Raw genomic sequence first — 11,737 nt, 5'->3', positions numbered from 1 at the left:
GCGCAGCTGGCACGCAGGGGCGGATCCCCGGCCCGGCAGGCTCCGTCGTCCCGGCGAAAGCCGGGACCCAGTGGCTTCAGGGGGGCGCAGGACGAGGCTTGGGTGGGCTGAAAGCCAGGCGCACTGCGTCCCGGATCCAGCCTCGTGTGATCCGTCGCGGGCCGTTCGTGCCCGCCAGCCGCGTGCGCCCGGTTCAGCCCAGCAGCATGGCCACCACCACGCGGCGGCCCTCGCCGGCCAGCACGTTGTAGGTGCGGGCGGCGGCGGCGTTGTCCATGGCCTCGATGCCGATGCCGCGGGTCAGGCAGGCGGCCAGGGCCGCGGCCGGGGGAAAGACCTGGCGTGCGCCCGTGCCCAGCACCACCAGTTCCGGCTCCAGGGCCAGCAGGGGCGCGAGGTGGGCCGGCTCCAGGGCGGCGGCCGAGGCCGGGGCGTCCCAGTCCTCCAGCAGGCGGTCCGGGGCGATGGCGAAGCTGCGGGTCAGCACCTGGTCGTTCACGCGGGCGCTGGTGGCGTCGGCCCCGCGCAGGACGAACCCGTAATCCGGGCGTTCGTGGCTCAGCTGCATGGACGGCTCCTGGCGCCGCTTACGCGCGCGGCAGCACGATCGCGGGCGCTTCCTTCGACGGGCGGTACAGCGTGACGGTATGCCCGATGCGCTGCACCAGGGCGGCCCCGGTCTGGCCGGCCAGCTCGGCGATCATCGCGTCGCGGGCCTCGCGGTCCTCGGCGCCGACCTTCACCTTGACCAGCTCGTGCCGCTCCAGGACCTGGTCCAGCTCGGCCACCAGGGCCGGGGTGATGCCCTTGCCGCCCACCTGCATCAGGGCCTTGAGGCTGTGGGCCTGGCCACGGAGGAAACGGGTCTGGGCAGGGGTAAGGGCAACGGACATGCGGATGCGGAGGGGCTTGCGGGCGGATCAGGGTATCATGGCGACCCGTCACGCCGCGGGCAGCGCGCCCGGCTTCCCATCGCATGTCACGCAGCTCCCGCAGCAAGAGCAGCCACCGCTGGCTCCGCGAGCACTTCTCCGATCCCTACGTGAAGAAGGCCCAGGCCGAGGGCCTGCGTTCGCGCGCCGCCTACAAGCTCGAGGAGCTGCTGGAGCGCGACCGCCTGCTGCGGCCGGGCATGGTCGTGGTCGACCTCGGCGCCGCCCCGGGCGGCTGGTCGCAGTACGTGCGCCAGGCCCTGGGCGACAGCGGCCGGGTCGTGGCCCTGGACATCCTGGAGATGCCGCCCCTGGCCGGGGTCGAGTTCCTTCATGGGGATTTCAGGGAGGATGCCGTCTTATCCCAGCTGGAGACGCTGCTGGACGGCCAGCCCGTGGATCTTGTCCTTTCGGACATGGCCCCCAATATGAGTGGCGTGGACGCGGTCGACCAGCCGCGGGCCATGTACCTGGCCGAGCTGGCGCTGGACTTCGCCGACAACCACCTGCGCCCCGGCGGCGCCTTCCTGATCAAGCTGTTCCAGGGGGTGGGATTCGACGACTACGTGCGCCAGCTGCGGCGCCGCTACGCCAAGGTGGCGATCCGCAAGCCGGCGGCCTCGCGCAAGCGTTCGCCGGAAGTCTATGCCCTCGGCCAGGGCAAGCTGGCACAGATGAAGTAAGCTGGCCCGGACGCCGGCGGCAATTTTTCAGGACATGCAGGAAAGAACGGGACACCGGAGCCGATGAGGATGAACGACTTGACCAAGAATCTGCTGCTTTGGGTGGTCGTCGCCGTCGTGCTGATGGTGGTCTTCCAGAGCCTTTCGCCGCGCGGCGGCGGCACCGTGGCCGCGGGCGAGACCCCCAGCTACACCCGCTTCCTGCAGGACGTGGACGCCGGCCGCATCCGCTCGGTGGTGTTCACCGACGAGAGCACCTTCACCGCCAACGCCATCCGCTACCGCCGCACCGACGGCACCGAGGGCCAGGTGGTCGGGCCGATGGACGGCAAGCTGATCGACCAGCTGGTCAGCAAGAACGTGGACATCGTGCGCGAGAAGCCGTCCACCGGACCGGGCTTCTGGGGCATCGTGCTGAACTTCCTGCCGGTGCTGCTGCTGATCGGCTTCTGGATCTTCATGATGCGGCAGATGCAGGGCGGCGGAGGCGGCGCCAAGGGCGCCATGTCCTTCGGCAAGTCGCGCGCCAAGCTGCAGGGCGAGGACCAGGTCAAGGTCACCTTCGCCGACGTGGCCGGCTGCGACGAGGCCAAGGAGGAGGTCGCCGAGCTGGTCGAGTTCCTGCGCGACCCGTCCAAGTTCCAGCGCCTGGGCGGCAAGATCCCGCGCGGCGTGCTGATGGTCGGCCCGCCGGGCACCGGCAAGACCCTGCTGGCCAAGGCCATCGCCGGCGAGGCGCGGGTGCCGTTCTTCTCGATCTCCGGCTCGGACTTCGTGGAGATGTTCGTGGGCGTGGGCGCCAGCCGCGTGCGCGACATGTTCGAGCAGGCCAAGAAGCACGCCCCCTGCATCATCTTCATCGACGAGATCGACGCGGTCGGCCGCCACCGCGGCGCCGGCCTGGGCGGCGGCCACGACGAGCGCGAGCAGACCCTCAACCAGCTGCTGGTGGAGATGGACGGCTTCGAGGGCGGCGAGGGCGTGATCGTGATCGCCGCGACCAACCGCCCCGACGTGCTCGACCCGGCGCTGCTGCGCCCGGGCCGCTTCGACCGCCAGGTGGTGGTCGGCCTGCCGGACGTGAAGGGCCGCGAGCAGATCCTCAAGGTGCACATGCGCAAGCTGCCGCTGGCCGACGACGTCGAGCCGCTGGTGATCGCGCGCGGCACCCCGGGCTTCTCCGGCGCCGACCTGGCCAACCTGTGCAACGAGGCGGCCCTGTTCGCCGCGCGCGAGAACGCGAAGGAAGTGCGCATGGACCACTTCGACCGCGCGCGCGACAAGATCCTGATGGGCGCCGAGCGCCGCTCGATGGCCATGAGCGAGGAAGAGAAGCGCCTGACCGCGTACCACGAGGCCGGCCACGCCATCGTCGGCCGCCTGGTGCCCGAACACGACCCGGTCTACAAGGTCACCATCATCCCGCGCGGCCGCGCCCTGGGCGTGACCATGTACCTGCCCGAGGGCGACCGCTACTCGATGAACCGCGTGGCGATCGAGTCGCAGCTGTGCTCGCTGTACGGCGGGCGCGTGGCCGAGGAGCTGATCTTCGGCGAGGACAAGGTCACCACCGGCGCCTCCAACGACATCGAGCGCGCGACCAAGATGGCGCGCAACATGGTCACCAAGTGGGGCCTGAGCGACGAGATGGGCCCGATCGCCTACGGCGAGGAGGAGGACGAGGTGTTCCTCGGCCGCTCGGTGACCCAGCACAAGAACGTGTCCGACGAGACCGCGCGCAAGATCGACGAGGTCGTGCGCTCGATCCTGGACAAGGCCTACGCGCGGACCAGGAAGATCCTCAGCGAGAACATCGACAAGCTGCACGCGATGTCGCAGGCCCTGCTGCAGTACGAGACCATCGACGGCCCGCAGATCGACGCGATCATGGAAGGCCGCGAGCCGCCGCCGCCGGCCGGTTGGAGCCGCTCGGGCAAGGATGGCGGCGACAAGGGCGGCGATCCGCGTCCGCTGCCGCCGGTCGGCGGCCCGGCGACCCAGACCTGAGGCATGGCCGGGATTCCGCCCGAGCCGCGTCGCGACCCGGCCGGGGCGGAAAAGCCCCGGCCGAGCTATTACGTCCGCAACCCGTGGCGCAACGTCGGCGCCGGCGCCTTCGCCGGGGCCTCGACCGTGCTCTCCGTGACCACCCTGTTCTACGCGCTGGGCCGGCTGCCACTGGTGCTGGTCGGCGCCAGCCTGGTGGTCGCGGCATTGGCCTTCGGCTTCGGCCTGTACGCGCGGCGCCGCGCCGCCCGGGTCGACGCCGCGATCTTCGGCGACGACCGCTAGGCGGCGCGCCGCACCAGGGGACATCGCCATGTTCGACACATCGCCCCGGCTGGACTGCGCCGGACGCATCCTGTCCCTCGACCGTACCCGGGTCATGGGCATCGTCAACGTCACCCCGGACTCGTTCTCCGACGGCGGCGCGCATGCCGACGCCGGGGCCGCCATCGCCCACGGCCTGAAGCTGGTGGAAGAGGGGGCGGACCTGCTGGACGTGGGCGGCGAGTCCACCCGTCCGGGTTCGGAAGGCGTCTCCGTCGAGGAGGAGCTGCGCCGGGTGATCCCGGTGGTCGAGGGCCTGGCGGCGCGCACGGCAGTGCCGATCAGCATCGATACCTCCAAGCCGGAGGTGATGCGCGCGGCGGTGGCCGCCGGCGCCGGCATGATCAACGACATCTGCGCGCTGGAGCGCGAGGGCGCGCTGGACGCGGCCGCGGCGCTGGGCGTTCCGGTGGTGCTGATGCACATGCGCGGCGAGCCGCGCTCGATGCAGGAAGCGCCGCATTACGACGACGTGGTCGCCGAGGTCCACCGCTACCTGGCCGACCGCATCTTCGCCGCCGAGCTGGCCGGCATCGCGCGCGCGCGCCTGGTGGTCGACCCGGGCTTCGGCTTCGGCAAGGACGACGGCCACAACCTGGCCCTGCTGGCGCAGCTGGAACGCTTCACCAGCCTGGGCGTGCCGGTGCTGGCGGGCATCTCGCGCAAGCGCACCATCGGCGCGCTGACCGGGCGCCAGGTCCCGGCCGAGCGCGTGGCCGGCTCGGTCGCCGCGCACCTGGTCGCGGCCCAGCGCGGCGCGCGCATCGTGCGCGTGCACGACGTGGCCGCCACGGTCGACGCGCTGAAGGTGTGGGAGGCGGTGGCCGCGGTGCCGGCCCCGCGCAAGGATCCGGCGCCGGCGGGGATCCGCTGGCCGGACGAGGACTGACCCGGGCGATGCCTGCCGACACCCGGCCCCTGGCGATCGCGGTGATGGGCCCGACCGCCTCGGGCAAGACCGCGTTCGCGGTCGAGCTGGCGCGGCGCCTGGACGGGGAGATCGTCAGCGTCGACTCGGCCCTGGTCTATCGCGGCCTGGACATCGGCGCGGCCAAGCCGGACGCGGCCGAGCGCGCCGGCGTGCCGCACCACCTGATCGACGTGCGCGAGCCGTGGCAGCCGTATTCGGCGGCCGAGTTCGCCGAGGACGCGCGCGCCGCGGTGCTCGGCATCGCCGCGCGCGGGCGCCTGCCGGTGCTGGCCGGCGGCACCGGCCTGTACTTCCAGGCCCTGCTGCGCGGACTGGCGGCGATGCCGCCGGCCGACCCGCAGGTGCGCGCCGCGATCGCGGCCGAGGCCGAGGCGCGTGGCTGGCCGGCGCTGCATGCCGAACTGGCCGCGGTCGACCCGCATGCCGGCGCGCGCATCCGTCCCGGCGACGCCCAGCGCATCCAGCGCGCGCTGGAGGTGTACCGGGTCAGCGGCCGGCCGATCAGCGCCTGGCAGCGCGACCCGCCGCCGCCGCGGCTGCCGTTGAAGGTGCTGAAGCTGGTGCTGGCCCCGGACAGCCGTGCCGAACTGCACGCGCGCATCGCCGCACGCTTCGATGCGATGCTGGCCGCCGGGTTCCTCGACGAGGTGCGGCGCCTGCGCGCGCTGCCGCGGCTGCGCGACCACCCGGCGCCGCTGGACCTGCCGGCGCTGCGCGCCGTGGGCTACCGCCAGGCCTGGGAATTCCTGGACGGGCAGGGCGATGCCGCCGGCTTCCGCGACCGCGCGATCTTCGCCACCCGGCAGCTGGCCAAGCGCCAGCTGACCTGGCTGCGCGGCGAGCTGGACACGCTCTGGTTCGACCCCCGCCAGGACCCGTCACGCCTGCGCGCGACGGTGGCGCGGTTCACCGGCCGCGACTGGCCGGACGCCGGCACCCCGCTTGTGTAACATGCCCCCTGGACCCGGGGAGGTCCACGGAACCACCACCCACAACAACAAAAAGGAATAAGGGGAGCCAGATGTCCAAGGGGCAGTCACTGCAGGACCCGTTCCTGAACGCCTTGCGCCGCGAGCGCGTTCCGGTCTCGGTCTACCTGGTCAACGGGATCAAGCTGCAGGGTACGATCGAATCCTTCGACCAGTTCGTGGTGCTGTTGCGCAGCACCGTGAGCCAGATGGTCTACAAGCACGCCATTTCCACCGTGGTTCCGTCGCGCAACGTCCGGGTTGGCCCCGGCGGCGGATACGTGCAGCAGCCGGCCGAGGGTGGAGAGGACGGCGACGAGGGCGCATGAGCGCCCGGGAGCATTGATTGTTCGAACGATCCCGCAAGGGTGAACACGCGCTGCTGATCCAGCCCCACGCGGGCGGGGCGGCGCCCGAGGACGTGCTGGAGGAGTTCGCCGACCTCGCCCGCTCGGCCGGCGCGAGCATCGCGGCCACGCTGACCGCGCGCATCGACCGGCCCAACCCGGCGACCCTGATCGGCAGCGGCAAGCTCGAGGAGGTCAAGGCCGCGGCCGAGGCCACCGGCGCCGACCTGATCCTGGTCAACCACCAGCTGACCCCGGTGCAGGAGCGCAACCTCGAGCGCGCCCTGCAGCGCCGGGTGGTGGACCGCACCGGCCTGATCCTGGACATCTTCGCCCAGCGCGCGCGCAGCCACGAGGGCAAGCTGCAGGTCGAGCTGGCCCAGCTCAAGCACATGGCCACCCGCCTGGTGCGCGGCTGGACCCACCTGGAGCGCCAGCGCGGCGGCTCGATCGGCCTGCGCGGCCCCGGCGAAACCCAGCTGGAAACCGACCGCCGCCTGCTGCAGAAGCGCCTGGAGCAGTTGCAGAAGCGGCTGGACAAGGTCGAGGTGCAGCACGCGCAGATGCGCCGCGCCCGCGTGCGCAGCGAACTGCCGCGGGTGGCCCTGGTCGGCTACACCAACGCCGGCAAGTCGACCCTGTTCAACACCCTGACCGGCGCCGGCGCCTACGCCGCCGACCAGCTGTTCGCGACCCTGGACCCGACCGTGCGCCGCATCTCCCTGCCCGGCGGCAGCGTCGTGCTGGCCGACACCGTCGGCTTCGTCCGCGACCTGCCGCACGAACTGGTGGCCGCGTTCCGCTCGACCCTGTCGGAGGCACGCGAGGCCGACCTGCTGCTGCACGTGGTCGACGCCGCCGACCCGCACCGCGAGGAGCGCATCGCCCAGGTCGACGCGGTCCTGGCCGAGGTCGGCGCCGGCGAGCTGCCGCAGCTGCTGGTGTTCAACAAGATCGACCGGATCGAAGGCGCGCAGCCGCGCCACGACCACGCCTCCTCCGCCGCCGACGAACCCGGGCACCGCGAGCGGGTGTGGATCTCCGCGCGCGACGGCCTGGGCCTGGACCTGCTGCAGGACGCCCTGGCCCGGCGCCTGGACCTGCAGCGCGCCGCCGGCGAATTGCGCCTGCCGCCGTCCGCCGGGCGCCTGCGTTCACACCTGCACGCGCTGGGCGCGGTCCGCGGCGAGCACGCCGACGAGCACGGCTGGCTGCTGCAGGTGGACCTGCCGCGCGGCGAGGCCGAGCGCCTGGCCGCGCGCGCCGACGGCGCGCCGCTGCGCGCGCTGCTGCCGGAGCCGGCGCGCGAGGAATGGGAGACGGACGGGCGCTGAGCGCCCGGCGGCGCCCGGCCCGTCCGGACGGGCGTCCGCCTGCGACTTGCTAGAATCGGACGGCGACCTGCCTGGCGGTCCCCCACCGCCACAGGGCCCCTCATCTCGGAGCGTTCATGGTCTGGAATACACCCGGCAAGGGTGGGGACTCCCCCGACAACAACCGCCGCAACCCCTGGCCCCCGCGCCGCCCCTCCGGTGGCGGCAACGGCCTGGGTGGCGGCTTCGACCGGCTGCGCGACCTGTTCGGAGGCGCCGGCGGTGGCATCGGCCGCTGGATCCTGCTGGCCGTGGCCCTGCTGGTGGTGCTGACCAGCTTCCAGCTGGTGGGCGAGCAGCAGCGCGGCGTGGTCCTGCGCTTCGGCCAGTTCGCGCGGGTCATGCAGCCCGGCCCGAACCTCAAGTGGCCGTGGCCGATCGAGCGCGTGGTCAAGGTCAACGCGACCCAGATCAAGACCTTCAGCAACACCGTGCCGGTGCTGACCCGCGACGAGAACATCGTCAACGTGGCCATGAACGTGCAGTACCGGGTCGGCGACCCGCGCCTGTACCTGTTCGGCTCGCGCGACGCCGACCGGGTGCTGGAGCAGGTGGCGCAGAGCGTGGTCCGCGAGCAGGTCGGCCGCGCCACCCTGGACACCGTGCTCGGCGCCCGCGGCCCGCTGTCGGTGAGCGCCGCCGAGCAGCTGCAGGCCTCGCTGGACGCCTACCGCACCGGTCTGGTGGTGACCGAACTCAACCTGCAGGACGCGCGTCCGCCGGAGGAGGTCAAGCCGGCGTTCGACGAGGTCAACAGCGCCCAGCAGATCAAGGACCAGCTGATCAACGAGGCGCGTGCCTACGCCGCGCGCGTGGTGCCCGAGGCGCGCGGCGAGGCGGCCCGCCGCCGCACCGTGGCCGAGGGCTACAAGGCGGCCAAGATCGCCCAGGCCGAGGGCGACGTGGCCCGCTTCTCGCTGCTGCGCGAGGAGTACCGCAGCGCGCCGGAGGTGACCCGCAAGCGCCTGTGGCTGGAGACCGTGCAGGACGTGCTGTCGCGCAACCGCAAGGTGGTCGGCGGCGACAGCCGCCAGCTGATCTACGTGCCGATGCCGGGGGCCAACGCCGCCAGCCAGCCGCAGGCGGGCACCGCCGCGCCGGCGCCGGCCGGCGAGGCCTTGCTGCCGGTGATCGAAAGCAGTCCCGACAACCTGCGCGACGGGACCCGTGACGGGACCCGCACCGGGCGCGGGGAGGTGAGCCGATGAAATATCCCCTGTGGATCGCGCTGGCGGTGGCCGGCCTGCTGGGCCTGATGGGCTCGGTGTTCGTGGTGCGCGAGGACCAGGTCGGCCTGGTCCTGAACCTGGGCCGGGTGGCCCGTACCGACATCGGCCCGGGCCTGCACTTCAAGGTGCCGCTGGTCGAGACCGCGCGCGTGTTCGACCGCCGCTTCAGCCTGATCGACTTCTCCCCGGAGCGCTACCTGACCTCCGAGCGCAAGGACGTCAGCGTCGACTTCGTGGCCATTGGCTACATCGACGACGTGCGCGCGTTCTACCGCGCCACCGGCGGCGACGAGAGCGCCGCCGCCGACCGCCTGGCGCCGATCATCAAGGACTCGCTGCGCAACGAGATCAACGCCCGTACCCTGACCCAGCTGGTGTCCGGCGACCGCAGCGAGGTCATCCAGCGCCAGCTGGAGGGCATCAACCGCGGCGCCCTGACCCTGGGCATGCGCATCGTCGACATCCGCCTCAAGCAGATCGACCTGCCCACCGATTCGGACGTGATCAAGCAGGTCTACGACCGCATGCGCGCCGAGCGCAAGCAGGTGGCCAGCGCGCTGCGCGCCGAGGGCGAGGAGCAGGCGCGCACCGTGCGCGCGCAGGCCGACCGCGACCAGGCGGTGATCGTGGCCGAGGCCGAGCGCGACGCGCAGCGCCTGCGCGGCGAGGGCGATGCCGAGGCGGCGCGCCTGTACGCGCAGGCGGCGGCGGCCGATCCGGCGTTCTACGCCTTCTACCGCAGCCTGGAGGCCTACCGCCGCGCGTTCGCCGACGGCCAGGGCGTGGTGGTGCTGGACCGCAACGACCCGTTCCTGCAGTACCTCAAGAGCGATCGTTGATGCTGGAAACGCTGGTCCCGGCGCTGTGCCTGGCCGCCGTGCTCGAAGGGCTGTTCCTGTTCGCCGCGCCGCGCGCGTGGCGGCAGGCGATGCTGCGGCTGCTGCAACGGCCGGACGACGCGCTGCGGCGCTTCGGCCTGGGCGTGCTGCTGGTGGCCGTGGCGGTGCTGTGGCTGGTACGGCAGGCCTGAGGGCCCTCGATGGTCCATGACGCGGGCGCCACGGGGCGCCCGCGTCGTTTCCGGGGATGCGCTCAGCGCCAGTCGATCTGGCCGCGCACCACGCTGGCCACCTGGCCGCCGGACCAGACCTGGCCGTCGCCGTCGACGTACATGTCCAGGCGCGCGTCGTAGCCGACCTCGCGGCCCTGGCTGACGGTATAGCGGCCGCCGCTGCCGGGCAGGGCGTCGCGCAGCGCCAGCCATGCGGCCAGGGTGGCGTTGGCCGCGCCGGACGCGGCGTCCTCGAAGATCGCCGGGCCGCCGACGAAGGCGCGCGCGGCGACCTGGTAGTCGCGCCCGGCGCAGCGAGCGAAGGCCAGCACGCCCATGCTGTCGGTGGCACGGGCCAGGCCGGCGATCGCGTCCCAGTCCGGCTGCGCGTTGCGCAGGCTGGCCTCGTCGCGGGCCTCGGCCACCCACCAGCGGCGGCCGCCGTCCATCAGCGCCGGCGGCAGTTCGCCGGGGGGCAGCCAGTCCAGCGCCTCGAGCATGCGCGAGCCGCGCGCGTCGGCCACTTCCACCAGGTGCGCGCGCGGGGTGCGGATGGCGATGCGGCGTACGCCGCCGGATTCCTCCACCCGCAACGGCAGCAGCCCGGCCACCCCCTCCTGCAGCAGCAGGCCATCCGCGTCCGGCCTGGCCAGCCCGGCCTCCAGCACCGCGTGCGCGGTACCTACGCTGGGATGGCCGGCGAACGGCACCTCGCGCTTCGGGCTGAACATGCGCAGCGCATAGCTGGCGCCGGGCTGGGTCGGCGGGAACACGAAGGTGGTTTCCGGCAGCCGCGTCCAGCGCGCGATGGCCTGCATTGCCGCGTTGTCCAGGCCGGTGGCGTCCAGCACCACCGCCAGCGGGTTGCCGGCGCCAGGCCGGTCGGCGAACACGTCCACCTGGACGAAGGGGCGCAGGGGCATCGGGGAACCTCGGGGGTGGGCAGGGCGCCCGAGATTACCAGTCCACCGTTCCGCGGATCACCGCCTGCACCGGGCCGCCGACCCAGACCTCGCCGTCGCCGTCGACCTCCAGCCGCAGGCGTGCATCGCGGCCCAGTTCGCGGCCCTGGCTGGCCAGGTAGCGGCCGCCGCGGCCGGGCAGGCGCCCGGCCCGGTGCAGGGCGGCGGCGACCAGGGCGTTGACGCTGCCGGTGGCCGGGTCCTCCGGGATGCCGACGCCGGGTGCGAAGGCGCGCACCACCAGGTCGGCCTCGCCGTCGCCCGGGGCGAACACCGCCAGCTTGCCTTTGCCCGGCAGCGCCGCGATCGCGCCCAGGTCCGGCCGCAGGCCACGCACCGCGGCGGCATCGGCCAGTTCCAGCAGCCACCAGTCCGGGCCGTTGTTCCACAGCGCCGGCGGCAGCGCGCCGCGGCGCGCGCCGAACACCGTGTCCGCCAGCAGCCAGTCCGGCGCGGCCAGGTCGCGGCGCTGCGCACGCGGGCTGCGCACCGCCGGATGCAGCGCGTCGCCGGCCTGGTCGGCACGCACCGGCAGCAGGCCGGCGGCGCATTCCTGCACCAGGCGCCCGGCGCGCGGGCGCGCCAGGCCGGCATCCACCGCGGCCCAGGCCGCGCCCACGCTGGGATGCCCGGCGAACGGCAACTCCATCACCGGGGTGAAGATGCGGACGCGGTAATCGGCCTGCGCGGTGGTCGGTGGCAGGAAGAAGATGGTCTCCGAGAGGTTGGTCCAGGCGGCGAAGGCCTGCATGCGCGCCTCGTCCAGGCCTTCGGCGTCGAGCATCACCGCCAGCGGATTGCCGGCGCCGGGGGCATGGGCGAACACGTCGAGCTGCAGGAAGCGGCGGGTCGGCATGGCAGGCGTCCTCGGTGGGGAAGAGCAGGTTAGGCGCAGCGTGCATGCCTGCGCGAGTGCGCGCGCGATGCCGC

The 11,737-nt window shown here is 73.1% G+C and carries 14 protein-coding genes; 10 read left to right on the top strand and 4 right to left on the bottom strand.

Translation table 11 applies throughout. The features are described from left to right. Window positions 1-193: 193 nt before the first annotated feature. Both PSEJ31_RS0114490 and yhbY read right to left on the bottom strand, forming a co-directional pair. Window positions 194-568, bottom strand: a complete 375-nt coding sequence (locus PSEJ31_RS0114490; RefSeq protein WP_019399870.1) for an Mth938-like domain-containing protein — start codon at window positions 566-568, stop codon at window positions 194-196. Window positions 569-587: 19 nt separating this feature from the next. Then, window positions 588-893 (bottom strand): ribosome assembly RNA-binding protein YhbY, encoded by a 306-nt coding sequence (gene yhbY, locus PSEJ31_RS0114485; RefSeq protein WP_028915862.1) that lies wholly within the window; start codon window positions 891-893, stop codon window positions 588-590. A gap of 83 nt (window positions 894-976) precedes the next feature. On the opposite strand from yhbY, the gene rlmE reads away from it, so the two are divergent. From rlmE to PSEJ31_RS0114435, 10 genes are all read left to right on the top strand, one after another. After that, on the top strand, window positions 977-1,615 hold the full coding sequence (gene rlmE / locus PSEJ31_RS0114480; RefSeq protein WP_028915861.1) for a 23S rRNA (uridine(2552)-2'-O)-methyltransferase RlmE: 639 nt from the start codon (window positions 977-979) through the stop codon (window positions 1,613-1,615). 69 nt (window positions 1,616-1,684) lie between these two features. Then, on the top strand, window positions 1,685-3,622 hold the full coding sequence (gene ftsH / locus PSEJ31_RS0114475) for an ATP-dependent zinc metalloprotease FtsH (protein WP_028915860.1): 1,938 nt from the start codon (window positions 1,685-1,687) through the stop codon (window positions 3,620-3,622). 3 nt (window positions 3,623-3,625) lie between these two features. Then, window positions 3,626-3,907, top strand: coding sequence for a hypothetical protein (locus PSEJ31_RS0114470; RefSeq protein ID WP_019399874.1), 282 nt, complete (start codon window positions 3,626-3,628; stop codon window positions 3,905-3,907). Window positions 3,908-3,935: 28 nt separating this feature from the next. Further along, window positions 3,936-4,835 (top strand): dihydropteroate synthase, encoded by a 900-nt coding sequence (gene folP / locus PSEJ31_RS0114465; RefSeq protein ID WP_028915859.1) that lies wholly within the window; start codon window positions 3,936-3,938, stop codon window positions 4,833-4,835. Window positions 4,836-4,843: 8 nt separating this feature from the next. Next, window positions 4,844-5,827: a tRNA (adenosine(37)-N6)-dimethylallyltransferase MiaA gene (gene miaA, locus PSEJ31_RS0114460; protein ID WP_028915858.1), complete on the top strand. Its 984-nt coding sequence runs from the start codon at window positions 4,844-4,846 to the stop codon at window positions 5,825-5,827. Between the two features lie 71 nt (window positions 5,828-5,898). Continuing rightward, a complete protein-coding gene (gene hfq, locus PSEJ31_RS0114455; RefSeq protein WP_019398774.1) occupies window positions 5,899-6,174 on the top strand; it encodes an RNA chaperone Hfq in 276 nt (91 codons plus the stop codon). Between the two features lie 17 nt (window positions 6,175-6,191). Then, window positions 6,192-7,526: a ribosome rescue GTPase HflX gene (gene hflX, locus PSEJ31_RS0114450; RefSeq protein ID WP_019398775.1), complete on the top strand. Its 1,335-nt coding sequence runs from the start codon at window positions 6,192-6,194 to the stop codon at window positions 7,524-7,526. Window positions 7,527-7,642: 116 nt separating this feature from the next. After that, window positions 7,643-8,773, top strand: coding sequence for an FtsH protease activity modulator HflK (hflK, locus tag PSEJ31_RS0114445; RefSeq protein ID WP_019398776.1), 1,131 nt, complete (start codon window positions 7,643-7,645; stop codon window positions 8,771-8,773). Then, window positions 8,770-9,633: a protease modulator HflC gene (gene hflC / locus PSEJ31_RS0114440; protein ID WP_019398777.1), complete on the top strand. Its 864-nt coding sequence runs from the start codon at window positions 8,770-8,772 to the stop codon at window positions 9,631-9,633. The genes hflK and hflC overlap by 4 nt, the downstream gene beginning before the upstream one ends. Then, window positions 9,633-9,824, top strand: coding sequence for a DUF2065 family protein (locus tag PSEJ31_RS0114435; RefSeq protein ID WP_232211035.1), 192 nt, complete (start codon window positions 9,633-9,635; stop codon window positions 9,822-9,824). Before hflC ends, PSEJ31_RS0114435 begins: the two co-directional genes overlap by 1 nt. A 62-nt stretch (window positions 9,825-9,886) precedes the next feature. Here the strand turns inward: PSEJ31_RS0114435 and PSEJ31_RS0114430 are convergent, their stop codons facing one another. Together PSEJ31_RS0114430 and PSEJ31_RS0114425 are read right to left on the bottom strand one after the other, a co-directional pair. Next, window positions 9,887-10,768, bottom strand: coding sequence for a PhzF family phenazine biosynthesis protein (locus PSEJ31_RS0114430; RefSeq protein WP_028915856.1), 882 nt, complete (start codon window positions 10,766-10,768; stop codon window positions 9,887-9,889). Between the two features lie 34 nt (window positions 10,769-10,802). Beyond that, the gene (locus PSEJ31_RS0114425; RefSeq protein ID WP_019398779.1) at window positions 10,803-11,663 is read right to left on the bottom strand and encodes a PhzF family phenazine biosynthesis protein; all 861 of its coding nucleotides are present in this window, start codon (window positions 11,661-11,663) and stop codon (window positions 10,803-10,805) included. Window positions 11,664-11,737: the final 74 nt, after the last annotated feature.

Origin of the sequence: Pseudoxanthomonas sp. J31 (genome assembly GCF_000510725.1) — a bacterium.
GTDB lineage: Bacteria > Pseudomonadota > Gammaproteobacteria > Xanthomonadales > Xanthomonadaceae > Pseudoxanthomonas.
The sequence above is the reverse complement of the archived record's forward strand: the minus strand, read 5'-3'. Positions and strand labels throughout refer to the sequence as shown.

Coding starts and splice junctions, on each gene's coding strand:
- PSEJ31_RS0114490 (WP_019399870.1), bottom strand. CDS start 568: ATGCAGCTGAGCCACGAACGCCCGGATTACGGGTTCGTCCTGCGCGGG.
- yhbY (WP_028915862.1), bottom strand. CDS start 893: ATGTCCGTTGCCCTTACCCCTGCCCAGACCCGTTTCCTCCGTGGCCAG.
- rlmE (WP_028915861.1), top strand. CDS start 977: ATGTCACGCAGCTCCCGCAGCAAGAGCAGCCACCGCTGGCTCCGCGAG.
- ftsH (WP_028915860.1), top strand. CDS start 1,685: ATGAACGACTTGACCAAGAATCTGCTGCTTTGGGTGGTCGTCGCCGTC.
- PSEJ31_RS0114470 (WP_019399874.1), top strand. CDS start 3,626: ATGGCCGGGATTCCGCCCGAGCCGCGTCGCGACCCGGCCGGGGCGGAA.
- folP (WP_028915859.1), top strand. CDS start 3,936: ATGTTCGACACATCGCCCCGGCTGGACTGCGCCGGACGCATCCTGTCC.
- miaA (WP_028915858.1), top strand. CDS start 4,844: ATGCCTGCCGACACCCGGCCCCTGGCGATCGCGGTGATGGGCCCGACC.
- hfq (WP_019398774.1), top strand. CDS start 5,899: ATGTCCAAGGGGCAGTCACTGCAGGACCCGTTCCTGAACGCCTTGCGC.
- hflK (WP_019398776.1), top strand. CDS start 7,643: ATGGTCTGGAATACACCCGGCAAGGGTGGGGACTCCCCCGACAACAAC.
- hflC (WP_019398777.1), top strand. CDS start 8,770: ATGAAATATCCCCTGTGGATCGCGCTGGCGGTGGCCGGCCTGCTGGGC.
- PSEJ31_RS0114435 (WP_232211035.1), top strand. CDS start 9,633: ATGCTGGAAACGCTGGTCCCGGCGCTGTGCCTGGCCGCCGTGCTCGAA.
- PSEJ31_RS0114430 (WP_028915856.1), bottom strand. CDS start 10,768: ATGCCCCTGCGCCCCTTCGTCCAGGTGGACGTGTTCGCCGACCGGCCT.
- PSEJ31_RS0114425 (WP_019398779.1), bottom strand. CDS start 11,663: ATGCCGACCCGCCGCTTCCTGCAGCTCGACGTGTTCGCCCATGCCCCC.